We start from the raw sequence: 17,118 nt of genomic DNA, 5'->3' as shown, positions 1-17,118 counted from the left end.
CAGCTGGTGTGTGTATCTCATCCTGTCAGTCGGCGGGGACCGAGCCGACGCATCCCGTTCGGACCGATCAGTCGGCAGCGCTCCTGAAAAGGGACCACCCGGATGCCCGTCCACTGGTTATGGCGCGATGACCCGAGTGCGGCATGTCAAGGTCCGTTCTGCAATGTCCTGTTCGCCTGCCGCCCCTTGCCCGCGCGCCGCTCCGCGCGCACGCTGGAGTCATGACCGCCTGGAGTCCTCTCGAGATCGTCGGCGCCGTGGTGATCGCCCTCGCGCTGATCGGGCTCGCCGTCGCGGCCGTGGCGGTCGGAGCGGGCGACGAGATCGCGTTCATCGGCGTGCTGGTCGCCTTCGCGGTCGCGGTCACCGGGCTCGGCCTCCACATCGCCGGCCGCGAGGCGCGGTACCGCCGCGACAACCGGTGACGCCGACGCGACGACCGCTGAGCAGACGCGCTCCCGCCGCGACGGCCGCTGAGTGGAAGAGACTCCCGCCGCGACGACACTCGGCCGGTCAGTGCCCGAGCTCCACCAGCAGCACGCCGGCGATGATCAGGCCGATCCCGCCGAGCATCGTCCAGGTCAGCGGGTCCTGGAACAGCCAGCGCCCGAGCACCGCGGTCAGCGCGACTCCGACCGCCGCCCAGATCCCGTAGGCCACCCCGATCGGCATGCCCTGCGCGAGCGCCCCGGCCAGCAGCGAGAACGCGACGACGTAGCCGACTCCGACCACGACGTACCAGCGCTTCCGGCCGTCCGTCGCGGGCTTGAGGCTCATCGTCGCGGCGACCTCGGTGAGGATCGCGCCCGAGAGCAGCAGCCAGGCCATCAGCGCACCGCCCGGCGCGCGGCCTGCGCTCGCTGCGACCCGATCTCGACCATCAGCACGCCCGCGATGATCAGCACCAGCCCGATCGTCATCACGCCCGTCAGCGGCTGCCCGAAGAGCACGGCCGCGAGGACCGCCGTCAGCGCGACGCCGCACGCGGCCCACACGCCGTAGGCGACTCCGATCGGCATGCCGGCCCTGAGCACCCGGCTGAGGAGGACGAACGCCGCCAGGTAGCCCGCCACCACGAGCGCGTACCAGCCCGGCGACCCGATCGCGGCCTGGAGGGCGAGCGACGCCGTCACCTCGGTGAGGATCGCGCCGGTGAGGAGCACCCAGCTCATCGCGTGCCGTCGGATCGGGTCATCCGGCCAGCGTAGGGCGGGCGCGGAGGCGGGGGCCGCGGATCGAGGGCTCAGCGCGCGGGGAGGGGTGGGAACGATCGTTCTCCGGGCAGTGGCGCGCTCACCGCGCGAAGTGCTCGCGCACCTCCGCCTGCCAGCGCTCGCGGTCCTCCTCCGTGATGAACGCCGCGTCGAAGGAGTTGAGCGCCAGCTGCTCGAGCTGCGCGTCGTCCATCCGCAGCTCCTCGACCAGGGCGCGGTAGTTCTCATCCACGTAGCCGCCGAAGTAGGGCGGGTCGTCGCTCGAGACCGTCACGACGAGTCCCTCGCGGAGCATCGCGGGCAGCGGGTGGTCGGCCATCGTGTCCACAGCGCGCAGGGCCACGTTCGACAGCGGGCACACCGTCACCGGGATGCGGCGCTCGCGGAGCATCGCGACGACCTCCGGGTCCTCCATCGCGCGGATCCCGTGGTCGATCCGCTCGACCTTCAGCAGCTCGACGGTGGCCGCGACCAGCTCGGGCCCGCCCTCCTCGCCGGCGTGCGCGACCAGGCGCAGTCCCTCCGCCGCGGCGCGCGCGTAGACGTCGACGAACAGCTCCGGGCCGAAGCCCACCTCGTTCGAGTCGAGCCCGACGCCGATGATGTGCTCGCGCCAGGGGAGGATCGCCGTCAGCATCTCGTCGGCCGCGTCGGCGCCCAGGTCGCGGAGGAAGCACATGATCAGGTCCGTCGAGATCCCGTGGGTCTCCTCGCTCCGACCGAGCGCACGGGTGATCCCGCTCATCACGGTGTCGAGCGCGACGCCGTTGCCGAGGTGCGTCTGCGGGTCGAAGAAGATCTCGGCGCGGCGGACGTTCGCCTTCTGCGCCCGGTCGAGGTAGCCGGTCGCGAGCTCGAAGAAGTCCCGCTCCGTCTTCAGCACGGTGAGGTTCGAGTAGTGCAGCTCCAGGAACGACGCGAGGTCGGTGAAGGAGTACCGGGCGCGGAGGGCGTCGAGGTCCTCGGTGGGCAGGGCGACTCCGTTGCGGCGCGCCATCTCGACGATGTGCTCGGGCTCGATCGTGCCCTCGAGGTGGATGTGCAGCTCGGCGCTGGGCGGGGCGGGGAAGGCGGGGCGGGGCATGCGGGTCCTCCAGGGAGCGGCCGGGGCGGCGGGGTCGCTCCCGACCGTAGGCCTCCGCTGTTTCGCGCGCGTTTCCGGCGGGAGGCGCGCGATCCGGATCCGAGCGGCCCCGCCCCCGGGTGCTAGAGCTCGCCCTGCTGCGAGGTGCCGGCCGGGATCGGGACGAGCCGCGTCACGACGGGCGGGTGGGCGACGAGTCCGCGGATCGCCGCGTTGAGGCGGACGACCGGCTCTCCGGCGCCGTGCGCGTCGAGCAGGTCGCCGCTCGTCCACTTCTCCAGCATGACGATGGTGCCGTCGGGCGAGTCGTGGATCGCGTAGAGCTCGCAGCCCTCCTCCTCGTGCACCTCCGCGATGGCGGTGGAGAGGGCGGCGACGAGCGCGTCGCGCTGCCCCTCGGCGGGAGTGAAGATCGCGGTGACGACGACGGGATCGGACATGGCGTGCCTTTCGGAGGGGGGAGGGGGATCAGCGCTGCGGGGGTGCGGCGCAGCTGGAGCGGATGACGAGGTCGGCCTGCACCTCGATGTGCTGCGGGGCCTCGGGGAGGCGGCCCTGCATGCGGGCGAGGACGAGCTCGACGCTGTGACGGGCGAGCATGTCGATCGGCTGGCGGACGACGCTGAGCGGCGGGGTGACCAGCTCGCTCCACGGGTTGTCGTCGAACACGACGACCGAGAGGGCCTCCGGGATCCGGATCCCGAGCTGGAAGAGCCGGTGCACGGCGCTGCGCACCTGCGCGGTGTTGGCGACGACGAGGGCGGTCGGCGGCTCCGGCAGCGCGAGGAGGGCGGCGACCGCCTCGCCGCCGACGTCGCCGCGGAAGGGCACGTCGCGTACGAGCGTGGAGTCCAGCGGCAGGCCGGCCGCGGTGAGGGAGGCGCGGTACCCGGCGACGCGGGCCTGGCCGGTGGAGGTGTGCGCGGGTCCGGAGAGGATCGCGATCCGGGTGTGGCCGAGCGCGATCAGGTGGTCGGTGGCCCGGGCGGCGGAGGCGGAGTTGCCGATGCTGACGACATCGACGTCGTCGAGCCCGGGCGTGGTGCGGTCGACGAAGACCACGTCGACCCCGGCGCGGCGCAGGCGCGACCACTTCTCGAGGTTGTCGCCGGAGGGGGTGGCGATCACGCCTCCGACGGAGCGGTCGAGCAGGCTCGTGAGCGACTCGCCCTCGACGTGGGAGTCCTCCTGCGTGGTGACCAGGAGCACCTGGGCCCCGCGGGCGCGCGCCTCCCAGACCACCTTGTCGGCGAGGCGGGCGAAGAACGGGTTGGTGAGGTCGGGCAGGACCAGGCCGATCGCGAGGGCCTGCCCCTGGCTGAGCTCGCGGGCGGCGGCGCGGGGGCGGAAGCCGAGCTCGTCGATCGCCTCGACCACGCGGCGCCGCGTGTCGACCGCGACCGGGCCGGTGCCGTCGTTGAGCACACGGGAGACGACCGAGACCGAGACGCCCGCGGTGCGGGCGACGTCGCGGATCGTCGGAGCTTTCTGCACGGGTCCTCCCGGGGGCCGGCGGGGTCCTCGTCGAACGCCGCGATGCGAACTGCTGTTGACACAGCCTAACGGGCGCTGGTACAAAACTGGTACCGGTTCCACCCCGACCGGTCAGCAGAATTCCTCCGAAGAAGACTGCGCACGACGACGACGTCCACCGCCCTCACCGGCGGCTCTCCGCGTCCGTGCGCCACCGGACCAGAGAGGTCAACGTGAACCTGTACAAACTCCTCGGCGATCGCGAACGCGAGGGCCGCCCCATCCGCGTCGGGCTGATCGGCGCCGGCCGCTACGGCACCATGTACCTCTCGCAGGCGCGCAACATCCCCGGCGTTCACGTGGTCGCCATCGCCGACGTGAACGTGGCCCGGGCCCGCGGCGCCTTCGAGCTGGTCGACTGGCCCGCCGAGGCGATGGCCGCCGACATCCCCGAGGCGCTCGCCAACCGCACCACCACCATCGTCGACAACGCGGCCGTCCTCTTCGAGCACGACATCGACGTCATCGTCGAGGCGACCGGCAACCCCATCGTCGGCGTGCACCACGCCCTCCGCGCGATCGAGACCGGCAAGCACATCATCATGGTCACCGTCGAGGCCGACGCCCTCGCCGGACCGGCGCTCGCCAAGCGGGCGGAGAAGGCGGGCATCGTCTACTCGATGGCCTACGGCGACCAGCCCGCCCTCATCATGGAGCTCGTCGACTGGGCCCGCACCAGCGGCTTCGACGTCGTCTGCGCCGGCAAGGGCGCCAAGTACCTCGAGCACTACCACCAGATGAACCCCGACAACGTCTGGGAGAACTGGGAGTTCAGCAAGGAGCTCACCGACTCCGGCCAGCTCAACCCCTACATGCACACCTCGTTCCGCGACGGCACGAAGGCCGCCATCGAGATGGCCGCTGTCGCCAACGCGGCCGGGCTCGTCCCCTCCGACGCCGGCCTCACCTTCACCCCGGGCGACGTCGAGGAGATCGCCACGATCAGCCGCCCCCGCTCGATCGGCGGAGCGCTCGACCACGAGGGCACCGTCGACGTGATGTCGAGCGTCACCCGCGACGGCGCCCTCATCCCGCACAACACCCAGGAGGGCGTCTACGTCGTCGTCAAGGCGACCAACCCCTACGTGTCGACCTGCTTCGACGAGTACCCGTGGCACCCGGACCCGACCAAGCAGTACGCGGCGCTCTACCGCCCATACCACTACGTCGGCCTCGAGCTGAACATGTCGATCGCCAACGCCGCCCTGCGCGGCATCTCGACCGGCCACCCCGAGGGCTTCTACGGCGACGTGGTCGCGACGGCCAAGAAGGACCTCAAGGCCGGCGAGTTCCTCGACGGCGAGGGCGGCTTCACCGTCTACGGCAAGCTCGTCTCCGCGAAGCTCTGCTACATCACCCGCACCCTCTCCAACGAGTTCTGGGGCTACGAGCGCGACGGCTTCGAGAACCGCGCGAAGGAGCTCGGCGTCGACTACCAGACCTTCGACGTCACCGACGAGTCCTCGATCACCGAGCAGCTCGACAAGGCCAAGAGCGCCATGAACCAGGGCTGCTCCGCCATCCTCGCCTCGCCGATCTCGGCCACGGGCCTCGACTCGATCTTCGAGTCGGCGCTCGCCGACGGCATCCCCGCGATCGTCCTCAACGACGCCAAGAGCGGCGTGGCCGGCACCGTCTACGTCGGACCCGACGCGACCACCATCGGCGCGACCGCCGCCGACTACATCGCCGACAAGCTGCCCGACGGCGGCAAGGTCGCGATGATCGAGGGCGATCCGGGCTCCTCCAACGCGATCAACCGCGGAGACGGCTTCACCGCCGCCCTCGCGAAGCACGAGAACCTCGAGCTCGTCGCCTCCCAGACCGCCTCGTGGGACCAGACCAAGGCGCAGGAGATCGCGACCACGATGCTGACCGCGAACCCCGACATCGCGGCCTTCTACTCGCAGAACGACGGCATGGCGCTCGGCGTCCAGGCCGCCATCGACGCGAAGGGCCTCACCGGCGAGGTGATCCTGGTCGGCACCGACGGCATCCCGCAGGCCAAGAAGCAGATCCTGGCCGGCGACTACACCGCCACCGTCAGCGAGCTGCCCACCACCGAGGGCGCGACCGGCGTCGACGCCGCGCTGTACCTGCTCGCCGGGAAGAAGGTCCCCGCGTGGATCGACGTCCCCGCGTTCATCATCGACAGCACCAACGTCGCGCAGTACGAGACCGGGATGCCGTAACCCGTCACCTCCTCCCTCCCCACGACCTCCTCGACAAGGAAGTAGACGGAACATGGCCGAGCATCTGCTCGAGGTCCGCGGCATCGCGAAATCGTTCCCGGGCGTCCGCGCCCTGGACGGCGTGAGCTTCACGCTCGACCGCGGCGAGATCCGCACCCTCGCCGGCGAGAACGGCGCGGGCAAGAGCACCCTGCTGAACATCCTCGGCGGGGCCCTGCGCCCGGACCGCGGCTCGATCACGATCGACGGCGTCCGGCGGATGGAGTACACCTCCCGCCAGGCGCTCGCCGAGGGGGTCCGCATCGCGCACCAGGAGCCGGCCATCGTGCCCCAGCTCACGGTGATGCAGAACCTGCTCCTCGGGCGGACGCGCAAGCAGCGCGCGTCCGCCCAGGACGACATCGACCGGGCCCTCAAGGACGTCCACCTGATGGGCTTCCCGATGGAGGCGAGGACCCCGGTCGGCCGGCTCAGCCCGGCGCAGCGGCACGCGCTCACCATCGCGCGGGCGTTCGCGTTCGGCGCGAAGATCGTCGCGCTCGACGAGCCGACGACGAGCATGCTCGAGCACAACGTCGAGGGTGTCCTCACCCGGGTCCGCGAGATCGCCCACGGGCGCGGCGTCGGCGTCATCTACGTCTCGCACAAGATGCCGGAGGTGATGAGCGTGTCGGACACGGTCGTCGTCCTCCGCGACGGCCGGCCCGCCTACGACGCTCCGATCGGCGAGACCTCGTCCGAGGACATCGTGCGGCGGATGGTCGGCCGGGAGCTGCTCTCGTTCGAGCGGCGCCACCCGGTCGCCCCGGACGCCGAGGTGCACTTCGAGGCCACGGGCGTCGTCCACCCGAGCGGAGTCGGACCGGAGTCGATCAGCGTCCGCCGCGGCGAGGTCGTCGGCATCGCCGGCCTCGTCGGCTCCGGCCGCACCGAGTTCCTCCGCGCGCTCATCCGCGCCGACGACGGCACCGAGGGGACCGTCCGCCTGGGCGGCCGTCCGCTGCGCATCCGCTCGCCGCGCGACAGCCGCGACGCCGGCATCGCGTTCATCCCCGAGGACCGCAAGCACCAGGGCCTCGTCCTCCAGACCCCGGCCTACGCGAACGTCGCCCTCACCTCCGACCGGCAGCTGAACGGCTTCGGCCCCTTCATCAGCACGAAGCGGCAGATCGAGACGGCGGAGGAGATGGGCCGGCGCATGTCGCTGCGTCCCGCCGACGTCCGCCTCAACGCCCGCCAGTTCTCGGGCGGCAACCAGCAGAAGATCGTGATCGCGAAGTGGATCTGGCTCGGAGCGAGCGTCTTCCTCTTCGACGAGCCGACCAAGGGCGTCGACGTCGGCGGCAAGGTCGAGATCTACGAGCTCATCGATCAGCTGGCCTCCGAGGGGCACGCCGTGATCGTCGTCTCGAGCGACCTGCCCGAGATCATCTCCATCAGCGACCGGGTCCTCGTGATGAGGTCCGGGCGCTTCGTCTCCGAGCACGTCGGCGACGACATCACCGAGCACAGCATCGTGGCCAACGCCATGGGCGTGGCGAAAGGAACCTCATGACCTCCCCCGAGACCGGGAGCGTCGCCACCCCGCGCCGGCGCTCCTTCAACCTGCAGGCCTTCGGCATCTACATCGCCGCCGTCGTCCTCTTCGTCATCCTGGGCGTGCTGAACCCCAACTTCCTCACCATCGGCAACCTCCGCGACGTCGCGGTGTCGGCCAGTGTGAACGCCATCATCGGCATCGGCCTGACCTTCGTCATCATCACCGGCGGCATCGACCTCGCCGTGGGCGCCATGGCCAGCTTCGTCGGGATCGTCAGCGCCTCGCTGATGGTCAACGGCGGCGTGCCCCCGCTGCTCGGTCTCGCGGCCGGCATCGTCCTCGGCCTGATCTGCGGAGGGATCAACGGCCTGCTGGTCACCAAGCTGAACCTGCCGCCCTTCATCGCCACGCTCGGCACGATGAGCGTGTTCCAGGGAGGCGCCTACGTCGCCACCAACGGCAAGCCGGTCTACGACGTGCCGAAGGAGTTCATCCTCCTGCTCAACAGCTACATCGGAGGCGTGCCCGTCGTGGTCGTCATCGTGGCGGTCGTCGGAGTCGCGGCCTGGCTGCTCCTGCGCAAGACCGTGTTCGGCCAGAACGTGATCGCGGTCGGCGGCAGCGAGGAGACCGCCTGGCTCTCGGGGGTCCGGGTCCACCGCGTCAAGATCGCCGTCTACTGCATCTCCGGCGGGCTCTCGGCCCTGGCCGGCCTGGTCATCGTCGCCCGCATCAACGCCGCGCAGCCGGACGCGGGCAGCCCGTACCAGCTCACCGCGATCGCCGCGGCGGTCATCGGGGGAGCGAACCTGATGGGCGGCGAGGGCCGCATCGCGGGCACCCTGGTCGGCGCGCTCATCCTGGGCGCGCTCACCAACGGCCTGGTGCTTCTGAACGTGCCGAGCTTCTACGAGCAGATCGTCACCGGCCTCGTCGTCCTGATCGCCGTCACGCTCGACCAGGGCAGCAAGGGCTGGCCGATGTTCTCGAGAGGCCGCCGGAAGAAGCAGGAGGACGTCGCCGCTCCTCCGACCGAGTCGACGCCGTCGGTGAACGCGTGACGGCGCTGACCGCCCTCGACGGCGCGCGGGTCCTCGTGACGGGCGGCTGGGGCCTCATCGGGCGGCCCACCGTCGCGGCGCTCCTGGCGGAGGGAGCGGTCGTCACCGTCCTCGACCGCAGCGACGCGGGGGCGGACCCGGCCGTTGGGACCGTCGTCGGCGACGTGACCGACGAGGCCGTCCTCGCCGAGGCGCTGGCCGGCCAGCACGCGGTCGTCCACCTCGGCGGCTACGCCGGACTCGGAATGGCCGACGCGGTCGAGACCTACCGCGTGAACGCCGTGGGCACCTTCGCGGTGCTCGCGGCGTCCGCGGCGGCCGGAGTCGCCAAGGTCGTCTACGCCTCCAGCATCAACGCGAACGGCTACCCCCTCGGGGCCGAGCAGGCGCTCCCGCCCGTGTTCCCCTACTCCGAGGACGCGGCGCCCCGGATCTCGGACGAGTACTCGCTCTCGAAGCTCGCGAGCGAGGACGCGGCCCGGATGGCGCACGCCACCTGGGGCCTCGAGCTCACCGGCCTCCGCTTCCCGCTGGTGCGCGACATCACCCTCGACGGCGGGCGGCGGTTCGGCGAGCACCTGCGCACCGCGATCGCCGCCGACCCGCGCCGCCAGGCGGCGGAGGGCTTCAGCTACCTCGACGCGGCCGATGCCGCCCGCTCGGTGCTCGCGGCGCTGCTGCACGACACGCCTCCCGCGCCGGGGATCCTCGTCGCCGCTCCGCTCACCTACCTCCGCGGCGAGACCGCGGCCGCCCTCGACGCGATCGCCCCCGGCGTGCCGCGCGGCGAGCTGCCGGGCCGCTCCGTCGGGCTCGACCTCACCCGCTCCCGCGAGCTGCTCGGCTTCGAGGCCGCGGTGCTGCTCGACGACGTGGCGCCGGACCAGCTCGCCGAGGTCGCCCCGTGACGCTCTCGCTGCTCGGCCTCGGACCGATGGGCGCCCCGATGGCGCGGAACCTCGTCGACGACGGCGGCCTCGTGGTCTGGAACCGCACCCGCGCGAAGGCCGACCCCTTCGCCGCGCTCGGGGCCCGTGTGGCGGCGACTCCGCGCGAGGCGGCGGCCGACATCACGCTGACGGTGCTGCCGGACCTCGCGCAGGTCGAGTCGCTGCTGGACGGCGAGGACGGCCTGCTCGCCGGCTGGCGCGAGCAGGGCATCGCGGATCCGGTGCTCGTCGTGCACGGGACCGTCTCGCCCTCGGCGGTGGCCGTGCTCGCCGCCCGTCTCGCCGAGGAGCACGGCGTCCGCGTCGTCGACGCCCCGCTCAGCGGCGGCACGGTCGGCGCCCGGGACGCGACCCTCAGCATCATGGTGGGCGGAGAGGAGGAGGCGGTCGCCCGCGTCCTCCCCGTGCTCGCGCGGCTCGGCCGCACGGTCCGCCACCTCGGCCCGAGCGGCGCCGGAGCGACCGCCAAGCTCTGCAACCAGATCGTGGTCGCCGGGACGGTCGCCGTCGTCTCCGAAGCCCTGCTGCTCGCCCGCACCGCCGGACTCGACCCGGAGGTGATGGTCGAGCTGCTGCAGGGCGGCCTCGCCCGCACCACCGTGCTCGAGCAGAAGAGCGCCAAGTGGCTGGAGGACGACTTCGCCGAGGGCGGCAGCGCCCGCAACCAGCTGAAGGACCTCCGCTACGTCCGCGAGGCTGCGGACGCCGAGGGGGTCGTCCTGCCCGCGATCACCGCCGTGACCGGCCTGTTCGAGAGGATGGTCGCCGACGGCGACGGCGACCTGGACCACACCGGCGTCGTCCGGACGATCGCGCGACTCGGCGCTCCGACCCCGGGGAGGCACGCATGAGCGGACTCGTCGTCATCGACGCCCACCACCACCTGACGGATCTCCGCCGCTCCTACCCGTGGCTGGAGGGGCCGGCCGAGCCCTTCCGCTACCACGGCGACGACCGGCCGATCCGCCGCTCCTACAGCGTCGACGACTACCTCGCCGACGCCCGGGACGTGACGCTCGCAGCCTCCGTGCACGTCGAGAACGGCGCGGCCGACGCGCTCGCCGAGACGGCCTGGATCGACGCCCTCTCCCGCGAGCGCCCGGTGCCGACGGTGCACGTCGCGCACGTGTCGCTCCTGGACGCCGACGCGCCCCGGCAGCTGGAGGAGCACGCCGGGTACTCCGTGACGCGCGGCGTCCGCGACATCCTGAACTGGCACCCGGATCCGGTCTTCACGCACCGTGATCGGCCGGGGATCTCGGCCGATCCGGTCTGGCGCGCGCACTTCGCCCGGCTCGCGCCGCTGGGCCTGTCGTTCGACCTGCAGGTGTTCCCCTCGCAGCTGCAGGAGGCGGCCGAGCTCGCCGGCGCCTTCCCCGGCACCGCGATCGTGCTCGACCACCTCGGCATGCCGATCGGCCGCGACTCCGACTCGGTGGACGAGTGGCGGAGGGGGCTGCGCGCCGTCGCTGAGCGCGAGAACACGGTCGTGAAGATCTCGGCGATCGGCACGAACGACCACTCCTGGACCCGGGCGTCGATCGCGCCGTTCGTGCACGAGACGCTCGAGGCGTTCGGGCCGGCGCGGACGATGCTCGGCAGCAACTTCCCGGTCGACAGCCTCTACTCGAGCTTCTCCGAGCTGTACACCGCGTTCGACGAGCTCACCGCGGCACTCTCGCCTGCGGAGCGGCGCGACGTCTTCGCGGCGACGGCCGACCGCTTCTACCGGATCGGAGCGCCGCTGCCCGCGGTCTGAGGAGGCAGCGGGCGCCGCGGCGCGTCCGGGCGCCGGAGCAGCCGCAGGCCGGTCGCGAGCTGCCAGGCCGTGACGGCGTAGACGGAGGCGCGCTCCCAGACGCCGTCGGGCAGCAGATCGACGCCGGGCACGCGGGTGTCGACCTGCAGCATCAGCAGCGCGAGCAGGCCGGCCGCGCCGAGCACGATCCCGACCGTCCCGAGCGCCCACGGGGCGCGGCCGCGACGGGCCGCGGCACCGGCGACGATCGAGGCCGCGTTGCCGCCGACGATCGCCATCGCGGCGCCGACCACGTGCAGGCCGCCTATCCCGTTCTGCGCACTGGCGCTGCTCCCGTGCACGAGGCCCACCACGGCGATGCCCACGGCGTAGACCACGGCGAGGGAGAGGAACAGCCCCCGCGATCCGCCCCGCGCCGCCCGCACGGTCGTGACGGCGGCGGCGAGGTAGAGCGCCCCCTGCAGGAGGAATCCGGCGTTCATCACCGCGTGCAGCGGCGAGTCGATCGCGCGCCCCTGGAACACGCCCACCTCGGGCACGCCGAGATCGCTGATGTAGTTCCGTGCATAGCTGTAGCCCGGGAACACGGACGCGGCGACCGCCTCCGCTCCCACATAGGCGAGCGCGCTCACCACCCACAGCACTCCGGCCCCACGAGTTCCCATGCGCCCATCATCCCCGGGCCCGGCCGCGCCGGTCGTCGTCGCCGGACGGCTCCCCGCCGCTCCGGTCACAGGCTGAACCCGCCGTCGGTCGTGAGCACCTGCCCGACGACCCAGCTGCCCGCCGAAGTGGCCAGCCACGCGATCAGCTCCGCGGGGTCCGCCGGCGTGCCGACCCGGCCGAAGGGCGTGCTCGCGACGTACTCCTCGAGGTCCTCGAGTGACCGGTCGGTGGTCTCCGGGTCCAGGTATCCCGTGTTCACCGGACCGGGATCGATCGTGTTGAGCACGATCCCGAGCTCCAGGAGCTCGGCGGCGACCGTGGCGGTGACGCCGGCGAGTGCGGCCTTGCTCGCGGCGTAGGCGACCTCTCCGCGCATCGCGCCGTGGATCTGGCCGGACGTCATCCAGAACACGTGTCCCTGCGCCCGGGCGTAGGGCCCGGCCCCGACGATCCGGTCGCCGGGCCGGCGGGGTCCGTCGGTGCGCGGTGCCCGGAGCCGCGCGAACTCCGCGGTGAGCAGGAGGGTGGAGCGGGTGTTGACGTCCCAGAACGCGGTGAGCCGCTCGGGCGTCATGTCGAGGATGCTGCCGTCATCGCCGCTCTTCGCGTGGTTGCAGACGAGGACGTCCAGGCTCCCGGTGAGGTCGGCTGCGGTGGCGATCAGACCGGGGATCGTGGAGGGATCGGCCAGGTCCGCGGCGACGTCGGCGAACCGCGCGCCCTCCGCGAGGTGCGCGCGCAGCTCGGACCGGACCGCATGGAGGTCGTCGCCTCCCCAGGGGAGGTCGAGATCGTGAGGGCGGTGGTGGTGGACGACGAGGTGCGCGCCGAGGGAGGCGAGCTTCGCGGCGACGGCGAATCCGATGCCGCGCCGCCGCGAGACGCCGGTGACGAGAGCGGTCCTGCCCTGCAGGGGGAGGAGTGCGGACACGGGGAGCCTTTCGATCGTGCCTGAGCGGGCCGGAGGGAGCGGGACGGAGCGACGGGGATCGGGAAGGCCTCAGCCGCACTGCACGATCCCCACCGTATCGAGCCGCCGGTGGCCTCCGTCCGGCGATGAGGTGCCCCTCAGACCTGCTGGAAGACCCGCAGGCCCCGTCCCCGGGAGAAGCCGAGGCGCGAGTAGCTGTCCGCCAGCCGCTCGTCGGCGGCGACCGCCACGACGACTCCTCCCGCGGGGACCGTGGCCAGCAGCTCCCTCGTCGCGAGCAGCGCCGACAGGCGGGTCCCGGGTCGCTGCGAGAGCGCCATCACCGTCCACCGCCGCCCGGGAGGCGTCTCCGCGCCGACGGCCGCGGTGAGGGGGGTCCCGACCAGCAGGGCCCCCGCCCCCACGGCTCCGCCGAGGAGCGCCGCGAGGACCAGGACCGCGCCGAGCAGCCCCGAGAGCGCGACCCACACGGCCGCCACCACGGCCAGCAGGACGACCGGGACGGTGACGGCGATGCTCACCAGGGCGTCGGCGACAGGCCGGTAGCGCCCGAACACGACCAGCCCGTTCCGGTCGGCCGTCTCGTGGGCGGCGCGGCGGATCACGGAGGGCGTGAGCGAGAGCAGCGCCGTCGGGAAGGCCAGGACGGCGAGGACGCGGTGGCGCGTGAAGGCGCGCACCATCAGCCACGAGACGGCGGGCAGACGTCCCCATCCGACCGGTGCCGACGCCGCTGCCATCGAGCCAGTCTGCGCGATCGGGGAGGCGCGGGGCCACCCGGTACGAGGACGCCGCTCCGGCTCCGCTGCGCGAGGGAGGCCGACCTGGACTACTCCTCGTCCGCCCGGTAGACCTTCCGGAACGCGTCCTTGCGGGCGATCCTCCCGCCGCGGAACTCGTAGATGTCGCAGCCCCGCGTGACCTGGGGTCCGCCGTCGGGGCCGGTCCCGGTGAAGGACCAGGTGGCCGCGCCGCGCGTCCCGGCGATGAGGGGAGCCCCCTCCTCGTGCCGCTCCTGTCCGGTGTCGAAGGCGAGCATGAGCGCGAACCCCTCGCGGACCTGCTCCTTCCCCGTCCAGGTGCGGCCGGGCTCGGGGCCGACGGACGCGCCGTACACGCAGTCGTCGGTCATGTGGCTCATCAGCGCTTCGAGGTCGTGGCGGGTCCAGGCGTCGCTGAACGCGGCCAGCACCTCGGGCGTCATCTCGCTCGTGCTGGTCTCGGTCGAAGAGGAGTCGTCCATGGCGGGCCTCGGTCCTTCTGATCGGTGGACCGTCGTCGGTCGCTCTGCGACCGTGGCAGGTGAGCGGCCGCAGTGGCAACGCCCTCTAGCGGTCATGTCCGGAAGCGGACGGCCGGCGGATCAGCGGTCCGTCGACCCGCCGACCAGCGGGTGAGCGCGACGGCGGGGGGCGGTGCACTGCGGGCTGCGGGAGCGGCCGCCGAGGCGACCCGCTCCACCGGGCACTGCCGCGTCCCGATGCTGAGCCCCTTCGTGAAGGCCGTGCCGCAGTCGGACGCGGGCCGGCCCTCCTCCGCCTCCTCGGTCGCGGCTCCCGGGTCGCCGGCGGCGGCCGGATGCTAGGCGCTCGCCGCCTCCTCCGCCACCTCCTCCCCGCCGACCGGCGCCGACGCGCAGGATGAGGAGCACCGGTCGCGGCGGGCACCGACTCCGCACCCGACCGGCACCGAGACCGCCACGAGCCCGCGCCGGCGGGAGGACAGCGAGAGCACCATGGGATTCTGGGGACCGACCGACGAGACCCGCGGCACGCGCCCGGTCGACGAGCCGCTCGGCGAGCTGGAGCTCGTGCACGCCTTCACCAGCGGGCCGATGCCCACCGGCGTCAGCGTCTCGCACACCGGGCGGATCTTCGTGAACTTCCCGAAGTGGGGAGACGAGGTCCCGGCCACGGTCGTGGAGCTGGTCGACGGAGCGGCGGTGCCCTACCCGGACGAGGCCTGGAACACGCCGTCGGGAATCGACGACGCCGGCGCCCTCGTCTCGGTGCAGAGCATCGTCGTCGATCCGGCCGACCGGCTCTGGATCCTCGACACCGGCAGCCCGATGTTCGAGCCGACGAAGAAGGGCGGCCCCAAGCTCGTCCGCGTCGACCTGGCGACCGACACCGTCGAGCAGGTGATCGTCCTCGAGTCGGACGTCGCCCTGCCGACCACCTACCTCAACGACGTGCGCTTCGATCTGCGGCGCGGCATCGCCTACATCACCGACTCGGCCGACTCCGGCCCGAACGGGATCATCGTCGTCGACCTCGAGGCGGGGACCGCCTGGCGCCGCCTGCACGACCACCCGAGCACGAAGGCGCTCACTCCTCCGGAGCTCGTGCCGATGGCCGAGGGCCGTGTGCTGATGAAGCGCCCGGCCGACGGCGACCCGCAGCCGGTGACGATGGGCGCCGACGGCATCGCGATCTCGGCCGACGGCGAGCGCCTCTGGTACTGCCCGCTCGCCTCCCGCCGCTGGTTCAGCGTGGCGACGGCGGCCCTGGTCGACCGGTCGGTGCCGGACGAGGACGTCGCGGCGACCGTCGTCGACGAGGGCGACAAGGGCGGGGGAGCGGACGGCCTCGAGACGGATGCGCTGGGCCGCTTCTACGCCACGAGCTACGAGAACAACGCGATCGTCCGCCGTCGCACCGACGGCACGATGGAGACGATCGTGCACGACGAGCGGCTGCTCTGGCCCGACACCATGTCGATCGCGACGGACGAGCACCTGTACGTCACTGCGAACCAGCTGCACCGCCAGGCCGACTACCAGGGCGGCACGGATCTGCGGACGTACCCGTACTCGCTGTTCCGGGTGCGGATCGGCGCGGGGCCGGTCCTCCTCCGCTGAAGGCCCCCGCCTGGTCGCCTGCGCCGAGATCCGCAGCGCGGATCAGCGCCAGTGGGCGAGTTCCGTGCGGAGGGTCCCGCGGGCGCGGGCGAGCAGCCCGCGGACGGTCGAGGTCGAGAGGCCCAGCTCGTGCGCGATCGCGTCGTAGCTGCACTGCTCCAGCTGGCGCAGCTCCCAGCAGCGGCGCTGGGCCGGGGGCATCGCGGCGAGCACCCGGTTGGCGTCGGCGGCGAGCGATCCGCAGTGCGCGGCGTGCTCCGGGTCGTCGGCAGCGGAGGCGGGGAACTCGTCGTCCAGCTCGGCTCGCAGCCGCGAGACGCTGGAGCGGAGTCGATCGACGCTGCGGCGGCGGGCGGTCGTGACGAGCCAGCCGGCGATGGTCTCGCCGTCGATCACGCTGTCCACGTGGGTCCACGCCGCGAGGAAGGTCTCCTGTACCACGTCGTCGACGTCGGCGCTGCTGCGGAGGGTGCGGGCGGCCGTCGCGCGGAGCAGCCCGGTGTAGCGGCCGACGATGGTGGCGAACGCGCGGTCGTCGCCCTCCGCGGCGCGGATGACGAGCATCCGGTCCGAGTCGGGCTCGAGCAGTGCGAGCGGCGGCGCGGCGAGGGTCGAGGGGCGGGCCCTCGTAAGGCGTGCGGGGGTGGTGGCGGTGAGCATGCGGACTCCGGTCGACTTGATGTGCACGCATGATTCGGAGGCGCGCTCCCGCCCGGTTTCCCGGGGCGGGACCCCAGTGAGAGGGGCAGGTCTGTCCGGTTTCCGGGGACGTCAGCGCCGCCGCGACCACCAGCGGCGGGACCGCTCCGGCTCGGCGGCCGCCCGGGCCTCGGCCGCGGCGGCGCGATCGGCGCGCCGCTGCGACCAGGCGGCGACCTCCTCGTCGACGTCCCGGAGCGGGGTGACGACGGGCGGCCCGCCCAGCAGCTGGCGGCGCGCCTCGATCACCCGCGTGTTGAAGTCGGCGAGCTCGGCGCGCACCTCCTCCTCGCGGTGCAAGCGGTCGAGGCGCTCGTCGAGCGCGCGGTCCTCGGCGCGGAGGAGGAAGGCGGCCGGGCCGATCCCGGTGAGGTTCTCGCGCTCGATCTTGCGGCGGATCCACCAGTCCGGGTCGTGGGCCGCGCCCAGGTCCGGAAGCGGCTTCCCCGATCCCGGCAGGTCGTCGAAGTCGCCGCGGCGGATCGCGAGCTGGATCGCCGTCTCGACGAACGCGGCCCGCTCGAGCGGATCCTCCGGCAGGGCGGGCTGCTCCGCCTCCTCCTCGCCCGCGGCGCCGGCCCGGTACCGGGCGGCGCGCTCCCTCGCATCCGACATCCCTCCACGCTAGA

The 17,118-nt window shown here is 72.7% G+C and carries 19 protein-coding genes; 8 read left to right on the top strand and 11 right to left on the bottom strand.

Annotated features, from left to right (window positions below; translation table 11 throughout):
- The first annotated feature begins 221 nt into the window (after positions 1-221).
- Positions 222-425 (top strand): hypothetical protein, encoded by a 204-nt coding sequence (locus tag C5D66_RS09880; protein WP_104256386.1) that lies wholly within the window; start codon positions 222-224, stop codon positions 423-425.
- An 88-nt stretch (positions 426-513) separates the two neighbouring features.
- On the opposite strand, the gene C5D66_RS09875 is transcribed toward C5D66_RS09880, so the two are convergent.
- The 5 genes from C5D66_RS09875 to C5D66_RS09855 all read right to left on the bottom strand — a co-directional run bounded on the left by C5D66_RS09875 (position 514) and on the right by C5D66_RS09855 (position 3,792).
- A complete protein-coding gene (locus tag C5D66_RS09875) occupies positions 514-828 on the bottom strand; it encodes a multidrug efflux SMR transporter (protein ID WP_104239710.1) in 315 nt (104 codons plus the stop codon).
- Positions 828-1,172, bottom strand: a complete 345-nt coding sequence (locus C5D66_RS09870) for a multidrug efflux SMR transporter (protein ID WP_104256385.1) — start codon at positions 1,170-1,172, stop codon at positions 828-830. Before C5D66_RS09870 ends, C5D66_RS09875 begins: the two co-directional genes overlap by 1 nt.
- Positions 1,173-1,293: 121 nt before the next feature.
- Positions 1,294-2,298 carry an adenosine deaminase gene (locus tag C5D66_RS09865; protein WP_104274255.1) on the bottom strand — a complete coding sequence of 335 codons (1,005 nt, stop codon included), beginning with the start codon at positions 2,296-2,298 and terminating at the stop codon, positions 1,294-1,296.
- Positions 2,299-2,420: 122 nt separating this feature from the next.
- Positions 2,421-2,738 carry a putative quinol monooxygenase gene (locus C5D66_RS09860; RefSeq protein ID WP_104224889.1) on the bottom strand — a complete coding sequence of 106 codons (318 nt, stop codon included), beginning with the start codon at positions 2,736-2,738 and terminating at the stop codon, positions 2,421-2,423.
- Positions 2,739-2,766: 28 nt separating this feature from the next.
- Positions 2,767-3,792: a LacI family DNA-binding transcriptional regulator gene (locus C5D66_RS09855; protein WP_104274254.1), complete on the bottom strand. Its 1,026-nt coding sequence runs from the start codon at positions 3,790-3,792 to the stop codon at positions 2,767-2,769.
- 212 nt (positions 3,793-4,004) lie between these two features.
- Between C5D66_RS09855 and C5D66_RS09850 the strand changes: the two genes are divergently transcribed.
- From C5D66_RS09850 to C5D66_RS09825, 6 genes are read left to right on the top strand one after another with little or no spacing between them, the layout of a single operon-like run.
- Entirely contained in the window at positions 4,005-6,023 is a 2,019-nt protein-coding gene (locus tag C5D66_RS09850; protein ID WP_104326894.1) for a substrate-binding domain-containing protein, read from the top strand.
- Positions 6,024-6,075: 52 nt separating this feature from the next.
- Complete coding sequence (locus C5D66_RS09845; protein WP_104239248.1) at positions 6,076-7,578, top strand: sugar ABC transporter ATP-binding protein; 1,503 nt, start codon at positions 6,076-6,078, stop codon at positions 7,576-7,578.
- Positions 7,575-8,624 (top strand): ABC transporter permease, encoded by a 1,050-nt coding sequence (locus tag C5D66_RS09840; RefSeq protein ID WP_104239249.1) that lies wholly within the window; start codon positions 7,575-7,577, stop codon positions 8,622-8,624. The genes C5D66_RS09845 and C5D66_RS09840 overlap by 4 nt, the downstream gene beginning before the upstream one ends.
- Positions 8,621-9,532 (top strand): NAD(P)-dependent oxidoreductase, encoded by a 912-nt coding sequence (locus C5D66_RS09835; protein ID WP_181028844.1) that lies wholly within the window; start codon positions 8,621-8,623, stop codon positions 9,530-9,532. The genes C5D66_RS09840 and C5D66_RS09835 overlap by 4 nt, the downstream gene beginning before the upstream one ends.
- On the top strand, positions 9,529-10,425 hold the full coding sequence (locus C5D66_RS09830; RefSeq protein ID WP_258061531.1) for an NAD(P)-dependent oxidoreductase: 897 nt from the start codon (positions 9,529-9,531) through the stop codon (positions 10,423-10,425). The genes C5D66_RS09835 and C5D66_RS09830 overlap by 4 nt, the downstream gene beginning before the upstream one ends.
- Positions 10,422-11,333 (top strand): amidohydrolase, encoded by a 912-nt coding sequence (locus C5D66_RS09825; RefSeq protein WP_104256481.1) that lies wholly within the window; start codon positions 10,422-10,424, stop codon positions 11,331-11,333. Before C5D66_RS09830 ends, C5D66_RS09825 begins: the two co-directional genes overlap by 4 nt.
- Here the strand turns inward: C5D66_RS09825 and C5D66_RS09820 are convergent.
- From C5D66_RS09820 to C5D66_RS09805, 4 genes are all read right to left on the bottom strand, one after another.
- Entirely contained in the window at positions 11,300-11,998 is a 699-nt protein-coding gene (locus C5D66_RS09820) for a DUF998 domain-containing protein (protein ID WP_104256482.1), read from the bottom strand. The genes C5D66_RS09825 and C5D66_RS09820 overlap by 34 nt on opposite strands.
- A 65-nt stretch (positions 11,999-12,063) precedes the next feature.
- The gene (locus C5D66_RS09815; RefSeq protein ID WP_258061530.1) at positions 12,064-12,930 is read right to left on the bottom strand and encodes an SDR family oxidoreductase; all 867 of its coding nucleotides are present in this window, start codon (positions 12,928-12,930) and stop codon (positions 12,064-12,066) included.
- A 137-nt stretch (positions 12,931-13,067) separates the two neighbouring features.
- Positions 13,068-13,670: a hypothetical protein gene (locus tag C5D66_RS09810; protein ID WP_146079346.1), complete on the bottom strand. Its 603-nt coding sequence runs from the start codon at positions 13,668-13,670 to the stop codon at positions 13,068-13,070.
- 89 nt (positions 13,671-13,759) lie between these two features.
- Positions 13,760-14,173, bottom strand: a complete 414-nt coding sequence (locus C5D66_RS09805; protein WP_219812314.1) for a nuclear transport factor 2 family protein — start codon at positions 14,171-14,173, stop codon at positions 13,760-13,762.
- Between the two features lie 492 nt (positions 14,174-14,665).
- Between C5D66_RS09805 and C5D66_RS09795 the strand changes: the two genes are divergently transcribed.
- Positions 14,666-15,790: an L-dopachrome tautomerase-related protein gene (locus C5D66_RS09795; RefSeq protein WP_104256485.1), complete on the top strand. Its 1,125-nt coding sequence runs from the start codon at positions 14,666-14,668 to the stop codon at positions 15,788-15,790.
- A 42-nt stretch (positions 15,791-15,832) separates the two neighbouring features.
- Here C5D66_RS09795 and C5D66_RS09790 read toward each other — a convergent pair whose 3' ends face one another.
- Entirely contained in the window at positions 15,833-16,477 is a 645-nt protein-coding gene (locus C5D66_RS09790; protein ID WP_104256486.1) for an RNA polymerase sigma factor, read from the bottom strand.
- An 84-nt stretch (positions 16,478-16,561) separates the two neighbouring features.
- Positions 16,562-17,104, bottom strand: a complete 543-nt coding sequence (locus tag C5D66_RS09785) for a DUF1992 domain-containing protein (protein WP_104256487.1) — start codon at positions 17,102-17,104, stop codon at positions 16,562-16,564.
- Between the last annotated feature and the right edge of the window lie 14 nt (positions 17,105-17,118).

Source organism: Rathayibacter sp. AY1B4, from assembly GCF_002932815.1.
Classification (GTDB): domain Bacteria; phylum Actinomycetota; class Actinomycetes; order Actinomycetales; family Microbacteriaceae; genus Rathayibacter.
The sequence above is the reverse complement of the archived record's forward strand: the minus strand, read 5'-3'. Positions and strand labels throughout refer to the sequence as shown.

Bases quoted from the DNA above. Each gene is read 5' to 3' on its own strand.
- C5D66_RS09880 (WP_104256386.1), top strand. From the start codon at position 222: ATGACCGCCTGGAGTCCTCTCGAGATCGTCGGCGCCGTGGTGATCGCC.
- C5D66_RS09785 (WP_104256487.1), bottom strand. From the start codon at position 17,104: ATGTCGGATGCGAGGGAGCGCGCCGCCCGGTACCGGGCCGGCGCCGCG.
- C5D66_RS09870 (WP_104256385.1), bottom strand. From the start codon at position 1,172: ATGAGCTGGGTGCTCCTCACCGGCGCGATCCTCACCGAGGTGACGGCG.
- C5D66_RS09810 (WP_146079346.1), bottom strand. From the start codon at position 13,670: ATGGCAGCGGCGTCGGCACCGGTCGGATGGGGACGTCTGCCCGCCGTC.
- C5D66_RS09875 (WP_104239710.1), bottom strand. From the start codon at position 828: ATGGCCTGGCTGCTGCTCTCGGGCGCGATCCTCACCGAGGTCGCCGCG.
- C5D66_RS09795 (WP_104256485.1), top strand. From the start codon at position 14,666: ATGGGATTCTGGGGACCGACCGACGAGACCCGCGGCACGCGCCCGGTC.
- C5D66_RS09840 (WP_104239249.1), top strand. From the start codon at position 7,575: ATGACCTCCCCCGAGACCGGGAGCGTCGCCACCCCGCGCCGGCGCTCC.
- C5D66_RS09820 (WP_104256482.1), bottom strand. From the start codon at position 11,998: ATGGGAACTCGTGGGGCCGGAGTGCTGTGGGTGGTGAGCGCGCTCGCC.
- C5D66_RS09825 (WP_104256481.1), top strand. From the start codon at position 10,422: ATGAGCGGACTCGTCGTCATCGACGCCCACCACCACCTGACGGATCTC.
- C5D66_RS09860 (WP_104224889.1), bottom strand. From the start codon at position 2,738: ATGTCCGATCCCGTCGTCGTCACCGCGATCTTCACTCCCGCCGAGGGG.
- C5D66_RS09845 (WP_104239248.1), top strand. From the start codon at position 6,076: ATGGCCGAGCATCTGCTCGAGGTCCGCGGCATCGCGAAATCGTTCCCG.
- C5D66_RS09865 (WP_104274255.1), bottom strand. From the start codon at position 2,298: ATGCCCCGCCCCGCCTTCCCCGCCCCGCCCAGCGCCGAGCTGCACATC.
- C5D66_RS09805 (WP_219812314.1), bottom strand. From the start codon at position 14,173: ATGGACGACTCCTCTTCGACCGAGACCAGCACGAGCGAGATGACGCCC.